At 63.2% G+C, this 15,503-nt stretch carries 17 protein-coding genes and 1 tRNA gene; 13 read left to right on the forward strand and 5 right to left on the reverse strand.

The annotated features are described in order from the left end of the window. Positions 1–71: 71 nt before the first annotated feature. Complete coding sequence (locus tag RBB42_RS01540) at positions 72–329, forward strand: DUF167 domain-containing protein (protein WP_305967947.1); 258 nt, start codon at positions 72–74, stop codon at positions 327–329. 8 nt (positions 330–337) lie between these two features. Here RBB42_RS01540 and RBB42_RS01545 read toward each other — a convergent pair whose 3' ends face one another. Then, positions 338–568, reverse strand: a complete 231-nt coding sequence (locus RBB42_RS01545) for a DUF8831 family protein (RefSeq protein WP_043140582.1) — start codon at positions 566–568, stop codon at positions 338–340. A 9-nt stretch (positions 569–577) separates the two neighbouring features. Beyond that, entirely contained in the window at positions 578–976 is a 399-nt protein-coding gene (locus tag RBB42_RS01550) for a thiol-disulfide oxidoreductase DCC family protein (RefSeq protein ID WP_305967946.1), read from the reverse strand. A gap of 110 nt (positions 977–1,086) precedes the next feature. Here RBB42_RS01550 and RBB42_RS01555 point away from each other — a divergent pair, with 110 nt between their 5' ends. The 4 genes from RBB42_RS01555 (at position 1,087) to RBB42_RS01570 (ending at position 2,737) form a co-directional block, all read left to right on the forward strand. Then, positions 1,087–1,794, forward strand: a complete 708-nt coding sequence (locus tag RBB42_RS01555; RefSeq protein WP_305967945.1) for a M48 family metallopeptidase — start codon at positions 1,087–1,089, stop codon at positions 1,792–1,794. A 102-nt stretch (positions 1,795–1,896) separates the two neighbouring features. Beyond that, positions 1,897–2,154 carry a DUF6455 family protein gene (locus RBB42_RS01560; RefSeq protein WP_305967944.1) on the forward strand — a complete coding sequence of 86 codons (258 nt, stop codon included), beginning with the start codon at positions 1,897–1,899 and terminating at the stop codon, positions 2,152–2,154. Positions 2,155–2,157: 3 nt separating this feature from the next. Next, positions 2,158–2,493, forward strand: coding sequence for a DUF6455 family protein (locus RBB42_RS01565; protein ID WP_305967943.1), 336 nt, complete (start codon positions 2,158–2,160; stop codon positions 2,491–2,493). Further along, a complete protein-coding gene (locus RBB42_RS01570; RefSeq protein ID WP_305967942.1) occupies positions 2,474–2,737 on the forward strand; it encodes a DUF6455 family protein in 264 nt (87 codons plus the stop codon). The genes RBB42_RS01565 and RBB42_RS01570 overlap by 20 nt, the downstream gene beginning before the upstream one ends. A gap of 97 nt (positions 2,738–2,834) precedes the next feature. Here RBB42_RS01570 and RBB42_RS01575 read toward each other — a convergent pair whose 3' ends face one another. Continuing rightward, entirely contained in the window at positions 2,835–3,209 is a 375-nt protein-coding gene (locus RBB42_RS01575) for a winged helix-turn-helix transcriptional regulator (RefSeq protein ID WP_305967941.1), read from the reverse strand. Positions 3,210–3,340: 131 nt separating this feature from the next. On the opposite strand from RBB42_RS01575, the gene RBB42_RS01580 reads away from it, so the two are divergent. Next, positions 3,341–3,949: an NAD(P)H-dependent oxidoreductase gene (locus RBB42_RS01580; RefSeq protein WP_306043590.1), complete on the forward strand. Its 609-nt coding sequence runs from the start codon at positions 3,341–3,343 to the stop codon at positions 3,947–3,949. Beyond that, positions 3,936–4,637, forward strand: a complete 702-nt coding sequence (locus RBB42_RS01585; RefSeq protein ID WP_305967939.1) for a glutathione S-transferase family protein — start codon at positions 3,936–3,938, stop codon at positions 4,635–4,637. Before RBB42_RS01580 ends, RBB42_RS01585 begins: the two co-directional genes overlap by 14 nt. Before the next feature lie 192 nt (positions 4,638–4,829). Here the strand turns inward: RBB42_RS01585 and RBB42_RS01590 are convergent, their stop codons facing one another. Then, positions 4,830–5,813 carry a complex I NDUFA9 subunit family protein gene (locus tag RBB42_RS01590; protein ID WP_305967938.1) on the reverse strand — a complete coding sequence of 328 codons (984 nt, stop codon included), beginning with the start codon at positions 5,811–5,813 and terminating at the stop codon, positions 4,830–4,832. Positions 5,814–5,964: 151 nt separating this feature from the next. Between RBB42_RS01590 and RBB42_RS01595 the strand changes: the two genes are divergently transcribed. Beyond that, positions 5,965–6,049, forward strand: a tRNA-Leu gene (locus tag RBB42_RS01595). Positions 6,050–6,240: 191 nt separating this feature from the next. Here the strand turns inward: RBB42_RS01595 and RBB42_RS01600 are convergent. Next, the gene (locus tag RBB42_RS01600; RefSeq protein ID WP_305967937.1) at positions 6,241–7,467 is read right to left on the reverse strand and encodes an ROK family transcriptional regulator; all 1,227 of its coding nucleotides are present in this window, start codon (positions 7,465–7,467) and stop codon (positions 6,241–6,243) included. Positions 7,468–7,682: 215 nt separating this feature from the next. Between RBB42_RS01600 and RBB42_RS01605 the strand changes: the two genes are divergently transcribed. The 5 genes from RBB42_RS01605 (at position 7,683) to glgB (ending at position 15,487) form a co-directional block, all read left to right on the forward strand. Then, the gene (locus RBB42_RS01605) at positions 7,683–8,708 is read left to right on the forward strand and encodes a sugar ABC transporter substrate-binding protein (RefSeq protein ID WP_305967936.1); all 1,026 of its coding nucleotides are present in this window, start codon (positions 7,683–7,685) and stop codon (positions 8,706–8,708) included. Positions 8,709–8,837: 129 nt separating this feature from the next. After that, the gene (locus RBB42_RS01610) at positions 8,838–9,908 is read left to right on the forward strand and encodes an ABC transporter permease (protein WP_305967935.1); all 1,071 of its coding nucleotides are present in this window, start codon (positions 8,838–8,840) and stop codon (positions 9,906–9,908) included. Continuing rightward, the gene (locus RBB42_RS01615) at positions 9,908–10,711 is read left to right on the forward strand and encodes an ATP-binding cassette domain-containing protein (protein WP_305967934.1); all 804 of its coding nucleotides are present in this window, start codon (positions 9,908–9,910) and stop codon (positions 10,709–10,711) included. Before RBB42_RS01610 ends, RBB42_RS01615 begins: the two co-directional genes overlap by 1 nt. 190 nt (positions 10,712–10,901) lie before the next feature. Beyond that, the gene (locus RBB42_RS01620; protein ID WP_305967933.1) at positions 10,902–13,280 is read left to right on the forward strand and encodes a glycogen/starch/alpha-glucan phosphorylase; all 2,379 of its coding nucleotides are present in this window, start codon (positions 10,902–10,904) and stop codon (positions 13,278–13,280) included. Beyond that, entirely contained in the window at positions 13,277–15,487 is a 2,211-nt protein-coding gene (gene glgB, locus RBB42_RS01625; RefSeq protein ID WP_305967932.1) for a 1,4-alpha-glucan branching protein GlgB, read from the forward strand. Before RBB42_RS01620 ends, glgB begins: the two co-directional genes overlap by 4 nt. Positions 15,488–15,503: the final 16 nt, after the last annotated feature.

The following is a 15,503-nucleotide window of genomic DNA, read 5'->3' on the forward strand; positions in this document are numbered from 1 at the left end:
ATGTCAGGCCACCGGCCCCGGGTTTCAACCGGGAATGTTGCACATCACGGCACAGCCTTTATGCGGAGGGCATGAAACAGCCCGATCTTTCGGACCTTGCCGTGGCCGGCGCCACGCTGGCCGTGCGCGTCACGCCCAAGGCATCCCGCAACGTCGTCATCCGAGACGGCGACAGCCTGCGTGTCACGGTCACGACGGTGCCAGAGGGCGGCAAGGCCAATGCCGCGGTCACCAAGTTGCTGGCAAAGGCGCTGGGTGTACCGAAATCTCGGCTGGAACTGGTTCGCGGAGAGACCGCGCGGGACAAGCTGTTCCGGATTACCGACTGAGCCGGGTTTCAATCCTTGCGCCGATAGACGCCTTCGGGCGTGTTGACCGCCGCCACGAGGTCCTGCATCTGCGAGATCGACAGGGTGATCCGCTGCATCCTGTCGGTGCGGGGGTCGTATTGCTCGACCGTGATGCAATCCTCAAAGCCAGAGATGACGACATCCTCTTGCAGGGGCGGGCCACCTTCGTCCACCAGGGTCACGACGGTGGCGTCGAAATCATGTTCTACGCTGTACATGCTGTCAGGTTAGCCCGCGCGCCCCTTGCCGGAAACCGATTCGGCGCGACGCTGGCGTCGCCGGTGCAGGGCATATAGCGCCGGGGCCACGAGATGATCGTAGGCGGCGCCCAGAATGTGGCTCAGACCCGGCAGGCGCACCAGCCGGGCCAGCCAGCGCAGGCGCGGCATCTCTGCCCAGAGGACGGCAAAGGCGGGCAGGCCGCTGTAAAGGGTGCCGTCCTTGACCACGTGGAACCGGCGGGCTGCCTGGTCGCGGGTCAGCCCGTGGTCTGCATGTGCGCCCTCCGATAACCCGGCAAACCCAAGTTCGACGCCGTCACGTTCCGCCATGCGGCGATAACCTGCCACCTCGCGCGAGCAGATTGGGCAACTGTCGTTGTAGATCACGGTCGGCTTGTCGGTCATGCCGTGAAAGGTAGGTCACCGGCGCAACACTGCCAATTGATCGCGACCGGCTGGAACAGAAGGTCGCGGCAGCTTAGGGTAACTCTGCACAAATCTTTTCCGGACCTTCCATGACCCGACTGTTGCCGCTCATCGCCTTAGCGCTGCTGTCCGCCTGCGCCGCGCCCCTGCCGGCCCCGGCGCCCAGCACCCTTGGCGGCTCCGAAGCCCAGCAGCGCGCCAACCGTGCTGCCCGGCAATTCGTGCAGGTGGTGCAGACGGTCGAACCTGTGGCGGAACGCGAATGCCGCCAGCGGACCCGGGGGCTGAACTGCGATTTCCAGATCGTGATCGACGACCGGGCCGATTTGCCGCCCAATGCCTTCCAGACCGTCGACCGTTATGGCCGACCGATCCTCGCCTTTAACATCGGTATGATCAATTCGGTGCGGAATGCGGACGAACTGGCCTTTGTCATGGGGCACGAGGCCGCGCATCATATCCTGGACCATCTGGCCAAGACCCGGCAAAGCGCCACGATCGGAGCCGTGGTCTTTGCGGGAATCGCCGCCATCAGCGGGGCCGAGGCCGATGCCGTGCGCGATGCCGAACAGCTGGGCGCGGCTGTGGGCGCACGCACCTACTCCAAGGAGTTCGAACTGGAAGCGGACCAGCTGGGCACGATCATCACCTATCGCTCCGGATTTGACCCGCTGCGCGGCGCAGAGTTTTTCGCGCGCATCCCCGACCCCGGCAACAGGTTCCTGGGAAGCCACCCGCCCAATGCCGCCCGCCTCAAGATCGTGGCCGAGACGGAGAAGGCCCTTCGCCAGCAGTGAGGCCTGATCCCTGGTCAACCCAGCGTTGACCTGAGTCAAGGTGACGGCGCGCCTACTCTGCCATTCTGCCCCTCGACAACAGAGGACAGAGGGGACGGATCAATGCAGAGCCGAGCGACACTGAAACGCCATGCGGCGCTGGTCGACGACATGGCACAGGCCCGCGGCATAGACCTTGAAGAACGGATCATGCGCGGCAAGCTGACGGTCTCTGAACTGGAAGACGCGGTATTGCGCTGCACGTCCTGCGCGTCGCCCGAGACCTGCGCGCACTGGTTGGCCAAACGCGAGCAGGACGGGACCGAAGCGCCCGGGTTCTGCCGCAACTCGGACCTGTTCCAAACCCTCGAAGCGGGCTGAGAGATGGACGGAACACGCCCCGCCCCGACCCGCCCCACGGTCTTGGGGGACGAAACCGAACATTACTGGCTGGTCCAGCGGATGGCCAAGGCCACCGGCGTCGATCTGGTCGGCGCGACGGACGCCGGGCTGCTTTCCCAAGAGGACTGGGCAGGCATCGTCACGTGCTGCCGGGGCTGCGGCTGGTCCCAGCGCTGCGACCAGTGGCTGAACAAGCCGGTGGACGACACCCGCAGCTTTCCCGGCAATTGTCTGAACCGCAAACGCCTTGCCGCGCTGCAAGAAGCGATGGAAGGCATCACGTCCTCGGAGAAGAAAAATGGAACTGACGCTTGGTGATCCAGCCCGGCACTTTTTCATGACACGCAGCGTCGCGCGCGTCATGGGCGTGAACCTCACCGATGCTCTGAATGACGGCAGTCTGGCGCCGGGCGCCTACGCCTCCATGGTCACCGCCTGTCGGGGATGTGCCTTGGTGGACGCCTGCGAGGAATGGCTGTCGCGCCAGACCTCGCTGAGCGGAACTCCACCCCCGGGATGCTACAACGGCCCGCTTCTGGCAGAGCTTCAGCGGCGCCCGTGACTGTCATTAGCAGCAAATCCGCTGCGTTGAGTCCTTCTTGCGACATTGGAACGCGGCGTACGGCCTGAAGGGCGCGCCCCTGTCTATCGGACCATGGTCATTTGCCCTCAATTCCAGACGGCGGAAGCTCCTCGGCCCATTTGCGCAGTTCATCCAAGAAGCCGAGCGCGGTCCGTCCGAAATCCGTGATCTCGTAGACGACCGTGATCGGGGCCGTGTCCCGCACCTCGCGCCTGACCAGGCCTTGATCTTCGAGCTGACGCAGGCGTTCGGTGATCATCTTTTTTGACGCACCGCCGATCATTCTCGCCAGATCGTTGAACCTTACGGGGCCATCCTTGACATGCCACAGGATGGACCCGGTCCATTTGCCCCCGATGATCCGCATGCCCCGTTCGATCGCGCAGGGTTCCAGGCAGGCCTCGCTCGCGCTGCGGCGGCCCTTTGCATCCACTTCGATCTTTGCGTCCAAGGTCGCCTCCACAGTCTGTTCGCCCAATCAGGTTACAAAAAGTATACTAGTTGCTTTTGCATCCTTGAAGACGCATTTCGTCGCCGAGCCTGCTCGTGTCAAGCGGGCGCAGCCAGAGAAGGACATCCGAAGTGACCAAGATACATATTCTGAACGGCGCCCAGCCCTACGCCTTTGCCCCGGGCGCACTCAACGAGACTCTCGCCAACCTCGCCAAGACGACCCTGGAAGCGCAAGGGCACGAGGTCCGGCTGACCACTGTCGCGCAGGGCTACGACGTCGAAGCGGAGGTCGAAAATCATCTGTGGGCGGATGTTGTCCTCCTCCAGTTCCCGGTGAACTGGATGGGCGTGCCCTGGTCGTTCAAGAAGTACATGGACGAAGTCTATACCGTCGGGATGGGCGGACGGCTCAGCGACGGCGATGGCCGTTCTGCCAGTGCGCCCAAGGCAAACTACGGCATGGGAGGCAAGCTGGCCGGCACGCGCTACATTATCTCGGCGACGCTGAATGCGCCGGCCGAAGCCTTTGATGATCCCGACGAACCCTTTTTCGAAGGGATGTCCCTCGACGACCTCCTGCGGCCCGTCCATCTGAACGCCAAGTTCTTTGGCATGACCCCACTGCCGAGCTTTGGGGCCTTCGACGTGATGAAGAACCCCGACGTGGAAGGCGATCTCTCGCGCTTCGAACTCCACCTTGCCAAGACATTCGGAGGGCTGGCAAATGAAGCGGCCTGACATCGTTCTATACACCGCCAACACCATGAACGGCTGGAAGCCGCTGATCTTTCTGCACGAGGCGGAAATCGACTACGAACTGGTGCCGATCGACTTTGGCAAGAAAGAACAGAAGGCCCCCGACTACCTGCGGCTGAACCCGAACGGGCGTATCCCGACCATCGTTGACCGGGGGGCCGACGACTTCGCGGTGTTCGAGAGCGGCGCGATCCTCTGGTACCTCGCCGAGAAATACGACCGTTTTCTAAGCCATGATCCCAAGGAACGCTCCGAGACGTTGCAATGGCTGATGTTCCAGATGGGCGGGATCGGCCCGATGATGGGTCAGGCCATGTTCTTTCAGCGCATCGCCAAGCCGAACGGCGACGAGGTGCCCTATGCCATCGACCGCTACGTCAAGGAGAGCCGGCGCCTTCTCGAAGTGCTCGACACGCGGCTGGCAGGGCGCGACTGGCTTGTGGGTAGCACCTTGTCGATCGCCGACATCGCCACCTATCCATGGGCCCGCAGCCATTTCTGGGCAACGGTGAGCGTCGAGGGACTGCCGCACCTGCAAGCCTGGTTTGACAGGCTGGACGCCATGCCGCGGGTGCAGGAGGCGCTCCAACTCCCTCAGCCGCGTCCCTCAGCCTTTGGCAAAGGTGATACCGAGGCGGCCGCAGCCGAAAACGCAGCGCGCTTCCGCTAGATCACGGCGCGCTGCTTCAAACGAAAGACGGCAGCGCGTTGGCACCCCCGAAACGAACCGCAGCTTTGTCCGAGTACCTTTGAGCAGGACGACCTGCGGTTCATGCCGCCCTCACGCTGGGGCCATATGCGCAAAAGCCAGACCTTCACCATTGACGGCGAGGGGCTGACGGGTTTCAGCCCCGGCTCCCTGTCATTGGGACCGCAGGTTCTGGGCCGATTCCTTGATTGCTTCGTACTGGCCCGAAGGGCGGAAACGCCAGAGATAGTCCGGCAGCACCGCCTGTACCGACATCGGCGAAATCCCCAGGTCGGCGAATCCCCTGGAGCCTTCGGTCGTGACGTTGTCGTGGCGCAGGCTACGAACCTGATCGGCTGTGATCTGCGCGGGAATCAAACCCAGCGAGACGCTTTGCACGAAATCCGAAACAGACCCGATGACCCCGGCGGCAAAAAAGGGAATGTTCGCCACGAAGCGACGGCGACGGATCACGTCCAGCATGACCTGCATCAACTCGCGGAAGGTCATGACATCCGGGCCGCCAAGCTCGTAGATGCCCGGCTTTGCCTGTCCCAGCACGCCCTTGACCGCGGCCTGGGCCACGTCGTCCACATAGACCGGTTGGAACCTGGTTCCGCCGCCAACGATCGGCAACACCGGCCCCATGCGCGTCATCGAGGCAAAGCGGTTGAAGAAGGCATCTTCGGGGCCGAAGATCACCGAAGGGCGCAGGATCACGGACTGCGGCATGTGCCCGAGGACACCTTCTTCGCCCTTGCCCTTGCTCTTGGCATAAAGACTGTTGCCGTTGGGATCGGCGCCGATGGCAGAGACATGCACCATGTGCGTCACGCCTTCCTCGGCGGCGATGCGTGCGATGCGCTCCGCGCCCTCGTGCTGGACGGCGTCAAAGTTGTTCTTTCCGCCCTTGTCGAAAGTGCCGACGCAATTCACCACGGCGTCGGCGCCCTGCATCACGCTGCGGACACTGTCGTCATCGCGGATATTGCAGAACACCGGCTCGACCTGGCCGACGACGCCATAGGGGCGGACAAAGATCGCCTCGTTCGGGCGGCGACAGGCGACACGGACGCGCCAGCCCTCTTTGGCCATGCGACGGGCGATATAGCGTCCGACGAATCCCGAGCCGCCATAGATGGTGACGAGTTTGGACATGGGGCACGCCCTCCTGTAGCCAGCTTGCCCGGCAGGAATACCGGCGCGACGCGTCGCCCGCAAGGCGCCGCATTGCCGCGCGAAGATTTCTTGAAAATGGCCGTTGACACCCCCTCGCACCACCTTTAAACGCCTGCCTCACGCTCCTGATGCCCAGGTGGCGGAATTGGTAGACGCGCTGGTTTCAGGTACCAGTGACTTCGGTCGTGGAGGTTCGAGTCCTCTCCTGGGCACCAACTCTCAAGACACAACGAGTTACCGTACCCCCCTGCCCGGGGAAGAAAGATCGCTTGTTCGGACATGCCGTTTCTTGGCAAGTTGGCAAGGCTTCTCAATTCAGGCACGCGGGTCTCGCCGCTTCACTCAAAGTGCAAGCGCGCCACGTCGACCGATCGGCAGCGAGGAATAAACCACCAATCCCTCGGGCTTACCCCTTGAGAAAGGCGTTCCGGTCGACAAGGAACTTGTCCGACAAGGGCAGGCTGGCAGCGCCCAGCGCACGCGCATCTCGGCCTATGCTGCCTTCTCGCAGGTCGGGCATCTCTATCCCCGCAACGCGAATCTCGTTCAGCCGCTGGAAGGTATGCTCGACAAGGGCAGTGCGGACGGTATCGGGCAGCCAACCGTCAATCACCACACATTCGAAGTCGATCAGACAAGACGCCGAAAGCGTCGCATAGGCCAGCCCTTCGGCGGCCTTTTCCACCCAGGTAGACAGAACGTCGCCGGGCAGGTTCCACTCGGTCGGGTTGTCCCAGATCAGTCGACTGTCGCCGCCCTCTTCGACCACCATCTGTTCCAGCGTATGGATCGAGGCGACATCGACCAGCTGTCGCACCTTTGCCCCCTTGATGCCGATCGGGATCGAGGCCAGTGCTGCCGCGTTGCCGCTGCGCCCGGTAAAGACGTTGTTGTCGATCACAATCCCGCCGCCGACGAAAAAGCCGACAAAGAAATACAGAAAGTCGCGCGGCTTGTTCTGGTCTCCAAAGACCAGTTCGGCACCGCAGGCCGCTGAGCCGTCATTGCGCAGATAAACCGGGAAATCCCAAGTGTTGGCAATCTCGGCGGCGATGTCTCGGTCGCGCCAGGCCTCCATCTCGGAGCTGGTCAATCCCAGAGGACGAGCCCAGTCCCAAAGTCGGAACGGCGTCGCGATTCCCAGTCCCGAAACCTTCTTGCGGTTCTCCGGGGGCAACTGATCCAACAGTTGCGCAATGGCTGTGTTGGCAAAAGTCACGACGCTCTCAGGCGTCGGATATCGGTGTGACAGGTGCACCCGGCCTTCGACGTGGCCATGAAAATCCGTCAGGATGAGGTCCAGCGACCGACGACCTACCTTCAGCCCAAGGAAGTAGGCGCCGCCCTGCGCCAGTCCCATCGGCACCGAGGGCTGGCCGACCTTGCCGCGCACGGGCTCTCCCTTTTCGAGCAGGCCCTCCTTTTCCAGGGCGCGCATGATGACCGAGACGGTCTGCGCGGAAAGCCCCGTTCGCCGGGCAATCTCTGCCTTGGCCAACGGACCGAACTGGCGGACAAGCGACAGGACAAGGCGCTCGTTGTGGGCGCGCACTCCGCTTTGATTGGAGCCGCGAACACCGTCCGCAGGCAGCGCTGCGGCCATCTCCTCCCCCTTGCTGCGGTCCAGTTTCATCGGGTCCGTTCTCTTTTTGCGGCCAGTGTCGGCTGCTTGAAAGACTCCACGCTGAGCGGCCCCCTGTCAACAATAAATAAATCGGATTTATTAATGTTGACAGCCTCGGTCCGAATCGGCTTTCTAGAAAGCATGGGGCCGGCAAACCTGCCCTCGGGCCAAGTTAACTACGCGAGGGCCCCGCGATACGTCGAAAGACACTCTGGGAGGATATCATGAAAAAGCTTCTGACTGGCTCGGCCATTGCCCTGACCGCCGCCACTCTGGCCAGCGGGGCAAGCGCCGCCAGCCATTCGATCAGCGCCTGCCTGATCACCAAGACCGACACCAACCCTTTCTTCGTCAAGATGAAAGAAGGCGCGACCGCCAAGGCCGAAGAACTGGGCATCGAGCTGAAATCCTTTGCCGGCAAGATCGACGGCGATCATGAAACCCAGGTTCAGGCGATCGAGACCTGCATCGCCGATGGCGCCAAAGGCATCCTGCTGACCGCCTCGGACACCTCGTCCATCGTCCCCGCCGTACAGCAGGCGCGCGACGCAGGCATCCTGGTGATCGCGCTGGACACCCCGCTGAGCCCGATCGACGCCGCCGACGCGACCTTTGCCACCGACAACTTTCTGGCCGGTGAACTGATCGGCAAATGGGCTGCCGCCAAGCTGGGCGACGACGCCGCCGACGCCAAGATCGCCATGCTGGATCTCGCCGTGTCGCAGCCGACCGTGGGCGTCCTGCGTGACCAGGGCTTCCTGCAGGGTTTTGGCATCGACCTCGGCGATCCGAACAAGTGGGGCGACGAAGACGATCCCCGCATCGTCGGCAACGACGTGACCCAGGGCAACGAGGAAGGCGGCCGCCGCGCAATGGAGAACCTGCTGGCACAGGATCCCTTCATCAACGTGGTCTACACCATCAACGAGCCCGCAGCCGCCGGCGCCTACGAGGCCCTCAAGGCCATCGGGCGCGAAAATGACGTGCTGATCGTTTCGGTCGACGGCGGGTGCCCCGGCGTGCAGAACGTCGCGGACGGCGTGATCGGCGCCACCTCGCAGCAGTACCCGCTGATGATGGCCAGCCTGGGCATCGAGGCGATCAAGACTTGGGCCGACGAGGGCGTGAAGCCCGAGCCGACCGAGGGCAAGGACTTCTTCGACACCGGCGTCGCACTGGTGACCGACGAACCCGTCGAGGGCGTCGACTCGATCTCCGTCAAGGAAGGCATGGACCTCTGCTGGGGCTGATCCCCACCGCCTGAAACAAGAACAAGGGGGCGGCGCCCGCCCCCTTGCCGATAGACGCGAAGCCATCCGATCGATTAGGCTGGTTCAAAACGCGCATCAGAACGCACCTACATAGACGGGAGGACCCCCATGTCAGAGTCTGCCTCGAAGGGGCAGGACTACGAGTCGTCGTTGTCCGAAGCCACGCAGAGCGTGGCCGAATTCGAAAAGCGGGAAGGTTTCGTCTACAACCTCCAGCACCGTTTGCATACGAATCCGGCCCTGGTTCCACTGATCGTCCTGGTCCTGTCTATCATCGTCTTCGGGCTGCTGCTGGGCTCCAAGTTCTTTTCGCCCTTCGCTCTGACGCTGATCCTGCAACAGGTGCAGATCGTCGGCATCGTCGCTGCGGCGCAATCCCTGGTGATCCTGACCGCCGGCATCGACCTCAGCGTCGGCGCCATCATGGTCATGAGTTCCGTCGTCATGGGACAGTTCACCTTTCGCTATGGTATTCCTCCGGGCCTCGCGGTGATCTGCGGCCTGGCGGTCGGCACCGGCATCGGCGCCATCAACGGCCTGTTGGTCACGCGGATGAAACTGCCTCCCTTCATCGTGACGTTGGGCATGTGGCAGATCGTTCTGGCCGCCAACTTCCTCTATTCGGCGAACGAAACCATCCGCTCGCAGGAAATCTCGGAGCACGCCCCGATCCTGCAATTCTTCGGCAACGTGATCCAGATCGGCAGCGCACGCCTGACATTCGGCGCGATCTTCATGCTGATCCTCTTTGCCGTGCTGACCTATGCCCTGACGCAGACCGCCTGGGGCCGGCATGTCTACGCGGTGGGCGATGACAAGGAAGCCGCAGAACTGTCGGGGATGGAAGCGAACAAGGTTCTCGTCTCGGTCTACGCGCTTTCCGGCCTGATCTGCGCCTTTGCCGGCTGGGCCCTGATCGGGCGCATCGGTTCCGTCTCTCCCACCTCCGGCCAGTTGGCCAACATCGAAAGCATCACCGCCGTGGTGATCGGGGGCATTTCGCTCTTCGGCGGTCGCGGCTCGGTCCTGGGCTCGCTCTTCGGGGCACTGATCGTCGGGGTGTTCACCCTTGGCCTGCGGCTGCTCGGCGCGGACGCGCAGTGGACCTACCTGCTCATCGGCGTGCTCATCATCGCGGCCGTCTCTGTCGACCAATGGATCCGGAAGGTGTCGGGATAATGACTGTGCAACCCATCGTTCAAGGCCGCGGGATCGTGAAGCGCTATGGCCACGTCACCGCGATCAACCACTCCGATTTCGATCTTTTCCCTGGCGAAGTGCTGGCGGTGATCGGCGACAACGGGGCCGGCAAGTCCTCGATCGTCAAGGCGATCTGCGGCGCCGTGCAGGCCGACGAAGGCGAGATCAGGATCGAAGGCAAGCCAGTGCATTTCACCTCGCCCCTGCAGGCGCGGGAAATGGGGATCGAGATCGTCTACCAGCAGTTGGCCCTGTCCCCAGCCCTGTCCATCGCGGACAACATGTTCGCCGGGCGCGAACTGCGAAAACCCGGCATCATGGGCAGCGTCTTTCGCCAGCTCGACAAGAGGGCGATGGAGAAATTCGCCCGCGACAAGCTGACCGAGCTGGGCCTGATGACTGTCCAGTCGATCAACCAGGCGGTCGAGACCCTGTCCGGCGGTCAGCGCCAGGGCGTCGCCGTGGCCCGCGCCGCGGCCTTTGCCCGCAAGTTCATCATCATGGACGAACCAACCGCCGCGCTGGGGGTCAAGGAAAGCCGCCGGGTGCTGGAGCTGATCCAGGACGTACGCGCCAAGGGCATCCCGATCATCCTGATCAGCCACAACATGCCGCATGTCTTCGAGGTGGCCGATCGCGTCCACATTCACCGGCTGGGCAAACGGCACGCCGTGGTCGATCCGGCCAAGATCTCGATGTCGGATGCCGTGGCCATCATGACCGGCGCGATGGAACCGCCCCCCGTCGAGGAACAGCAACTAGTGCCCAAGGCCGCGGCATAGAATCCGCATGGCCGCCCCCGAAACAGGCAGGGGACGGCCTTTTTTAGGGACCTGCTTGCAACAGGGCGCTCGCGGGTTCACGCTGCTCCAAGTCAGGTCTGGCCAATGCCTGGAAACTGTCGTTAGCGATAACAGGCGTGACACGGATCAGTGGCGCGCATACCGCCGCCCGAAGGACAGGACCGATCCAATGAAAGACGACATCCTCGCACATCTGCGTTGCTCGCTAGGCAAGGACGCCGAGCATGCCGCGATCTACGACTGGCGCATGGCGCTGTCTCTGACCCTGCGGGACCGGATGATGGAGTCCTGGTTCCAGAGCACCAAGGCCAGTTACGACCGCCACGCCAAGCGCGTCTATTACCTGTCGATGGAATTCCTGATCGGCCGCCTGATCGAAGACGTGGCTGCGAATCTTGGCCTTGTCGACGAAGCCCGCGCCGCAGTGACCGAACTGGGCCAGGACTATGATCAGCTGGTCAAGGACGAACCGGACGCGGCGCTGGGGAATGGCGGCCTTGGCCGGTTGGCGGCCTGCTTCATGGACAGCCTCGCCACGCTTGGAATCCCCGCGATGGGCTTTGGCATCCGTTACGAACACGGGCTGTTCGAACAGGATTTCGTCGAGGGTCAGCAGATCGAAAAGCCGGAGACATGGCTGCAACAGCGCCACGCCTGGGAATTCGAACGCCCCGAGGTGAACTACAAGGTCTGCTTCGGCGGCCATGTCCATCACCATGAAGGCAAGGCCCAGTGGCATCCGCATGAAACCGTGATCGCCACCGCCTTCGACACACCCGTTGTCGGCTGGCAGGGGCGCTGGGGCAACACGCTGCGCCTTTGGTCGGCGCGGCCGCAAAAGGAATTCGACCTCGCCAGCTTCAACCGGGGCGACTACCTTGCCGCCAGCCGGTCCGAGGCGCTGGCCCGCACGATCTGCCGGGTTCTGTATCCGGACGACACGACCGAAAGCGGCAAGGAACTGCGCCTGAAGCAAGAATATTTCTTTACCGCCGCGTCGATCCAGGACCTGCTGCGCCGCTTTTTCATCGATCACGACGACATCCGCCAGCTGCCAGAGGCCGCGGCGATCCAGCTCAACGATACACATCCGGCCATCGCCGGACCGGAACTGGTGCGCATCCTGGCTGACGAGCATGGATTGGAGATGCCAGAAGCCATCGACATTGCCCGCCGCTGCCTGGGCTACACCAACCACACGCTCTTGCCCGAAGCGCTGGAACGCTGGCCCGAATGGCTGTTGGGTCGCGTGCTGCCCCGCCACCTGGAAATCATCCGCGCCATCGAAGCCGACCAACAGGCGCAATATCCGGGCAGCCCGCGCATCCTGGACCACGGCAACGTCAACATGGGCGAGCTGGCCTTCATCATGGCGCACAAGGTCAACGGCGTCTCGGCGTTGCACACCGACCTGGTGAAATCCACTGTCTTTGCCGACCTGCACCGCATCCACCCCACCCGCATCGTGAACCAGACCAACGGCATCACGCCGCGCCGCTGGCTGCACGGCTGCAACCCGGCGCTGAGCGACCTCATCACCCGGGAAATCGGCGAGGGCTGGGCTGCGGACCTGGAACAGCTGGGCGGGCTGCGGAGCCGCACGGGCGACCCGGACTTCCTGCGCGCCTTCATGGCGGCCAAGCGGATCAACAAGGAGCGTCTGTCCCACTGGGTCCAGGACCATTGCGGCATCGCCATCGACCCGAACGCGATGTTCGACGTCCAGATCAAGCGCATCCATGAATACAAGCGCCAGTTGATGAACATCTTGGAAACCATCGCGCTCTGGAACGAGATGCACGCGAACCCCGGCGGCGACTGGACACCGCGGGTCAAGATTTTCGGCGGCAAGGCCGCGCCGGGCTATCACGTCGCCAAGGAGATCATCCGCCTGATCAACGACGTGGCGGCGGTGCTGAACAACGATCCGGTGACGAAAGACCTGCTGAAGATCGTCTATCCGCCCAACTACAATGTCACGATGGCCGAACTGCTGATCCCGGCGGCGGATCTCAGCGAACAGATCTCGACCGCCGGCAAGGAGGCCAGCGGCACGGGCAACATGAAATTCGCCCTGAACGGCGCGCTGACGATCGGCACGCTGGATGGCGCCAACGTGGAAATCCGTGAACATGTCGGGGCGGAAAACTTCTTTCTCTTCGGCCTGACCGCCGAAGAGGTGATCGAACGCCGCAATCACCACGGCTATGCCCGCGCCGCCATCGAACAAAGCCCGCGGATGCAAAAGGTGCTGGCCCAGATTGCCGAGGGGCGGTTCTCTCCGCAGGAACCGGGGCGCTATCACGGAATTGTCGGAAATCTTTGGGATCACGACCATTTCCTCGTATCCTGCGATTTCGACAGCTACTTTGACACCCAGCGCCGCGCCGACGAGGCCTTCAAGCACCAGTCGACCTGGGCGGCAATGGCCCTGAGCAACACCGCCAGCGTCGGCTGGTTTTCCTCCGACAGAACGATCCGGGGTTACGCGCGTGACATCTGGAACGTGCATAGCGCCATTGACGGCCAACTGGAGCAAAGCGCATGACAGCCCCTCTCGACCAACGCACGGCACGAGACATCGTCGAGGGACGCCACGGCGACCCGTTCTCTGTGCTTGGCCAACACACCCTGCCGGACGGCAGCCAATGCGTGCGGGTCTTCTACCCGAATGTCGACCGGGTCGAGGTTCTGGCGCGTGACAGTGGCATGTTGCTGGCGGTGCTGGACCCGGTCGAGGGCGCGCCGGGGCTGTACGATGGCATCCTGCCGGGAATTGCCGGGCGTTATGACTATCGCCTGCGCCTGTCGCGCGGCAACGAGAGCTGGGAAGAGGAAGACGCCTATGCCTTCGGCACCGTGCTGGGCGAGGTCGACGAGTACCTGCTGGGCGAAGGCACACATGGGCAGCTCTGGCGCGCGCTGGGGGCACATCTGACCTCTTACGCCGGGACATGGGGCGTACATTTCGCCGTCTGGGCGCCCAACGCTGCGCGTGTGTCGGTGGTTGGCAACTTCAACGAATGGGACGGCCGCCGCCACGTCATGCGCCGCCGTGGGCCAACCGGCATCTGGGAAATCTTCGTGCCCGGCGTGAGTGAGGGCGCACTCTACAAGTTCGAGCTGCTGGACGCCAACGGGATGCTCCTGCCGCTCAAGGCCGACCCGGTGGGATTCGGCGCCGAATTGCCGCCCAACACCGCCTCTGTCGTCCGCGATCTGGGCCAGCACTGGTGGATGGACAACGGCTGGATGGCGACGCGCTGGCAGAAACACCGCATCGATCAGCCGATCGCGATCTACGAGGTCCATCTGGAAAGCTGGCGCCGCGTGCCGGAAGACGGCGACCGCCCGCTGTCCTACCGCGAACATGCCGAGGAACTGGTGCGCTACGCCGCCGAGATGGGCTTTACCCATATCGAGCTGACACCGATTTCCGAATACCCCTTCGGTGGCTCCTGGGGCTATCAGCCCGTGGGCCTCTATGCCCCGACCTCGCGTTTTGGCACGCCCGAGGATTTCCGGGCACTTGTCGAGGCCGCGCATGGCGCCGGCCTGGGCGTGATCATCGACTGGGTGCCGGGCCATTTCCCCACCGACAGCCACGGGCTCGCACGGTTCGACGGCTCAGCCCTGTATGAACATTCCGACCCGAAGGAAGGCTATCACCCGGACTGGAACACGCTGGTCTACAACTATGGCCGCACCGAGGTGGCGAATTTCCTGATCGCCAACGCGCGTTTCTGGCTGGAGGAGTTCCACATCGACGGGCTGCGCGTCGATGCGGTGGCCTCGATGCTGTATCGCGACTATTCCCGCAAGGACGGGGAATGGATTCCCAATCAGCACGGCGGGCGCGAGAACCTCGAGGCCATCGCCTTTCTGCGGCACATGAACGAACAGGTCTACGCGGCCCACCCGGACATCATGACCGTGGCAGAGGAATCCACCGCCTTTCCGGGCGTCAGCGCGCCCACCGATACCGGCGGACTGGGCTTTGGCTTCAAGTGGAACATGGGGTGGATGAACGACACCCTGCGCTACATGGGCGAGGACCCGATCAACCGCAAATACCACCACGACAAGATGACCTTCGGGCTTCACTACGCCTTTTCCGAAAACTTCGTGCTGCCGCTCAGCCATGACGAGGTCGTGCACGGCAAGGGGTCGCTGCTGTCGCGGATGCCGGGCGACGACTGGCAGAAATTCGCGAACCTGCGCGCCTATTTCGGCTTCATGTACGGACACCCCGGCAAGAAGCTGATGTTCATGGGAGGCGAGATCGCGCAGTGGGAGGAATGGAACCACAACCGCAGCCTCGACTGGCACCTGCTGGAGCAGGAGCCACACAAGGGGATGCAGCGGCTGGTCCGCGATCTCAACACGCTCTACCGGGGCACACCCGCGCTGTACCAACTGGACAGCAAGGCAGAGGGCTTCCGCTGGATCGATGGTGGCAACGCGGCGGAATCCATCTTCACATGGATACGCATGGGCGACGAGGGCGAGGCGCCGGTGCTGATGGTGTCGAATTTCACGCCGGTGACGCGGCATGATTACCGGATCGGCGTGCCGCATGCGGGCCACTGGGACGAACGCCTGAACACCGACGCGCCGCTATATGGCGGCAGCGGCCAGGGCAACCCGGGCGGCGTAACCGCCACGGCGGAATCCGCACACGGCTGCGCCTATTCGATCGAGATCACCGTACCGCCGCTGGCGACGGTGTTCTTTCAACTGTCCGGGGGGGAGTGACCGGGCGCCAATCAAC

Origin of the sequence: Mameliella sp. MMSF_3455 (assembly GCF_030733205.1) — a bacterium.
In the GTDB taxonomy this organism is placed as follows: domain Bacteria; phylum Pseudomonadota; class Alphaproteobacteria; order Rhodobacterales; family Rhodobacteraceae; genus Antarctobacter.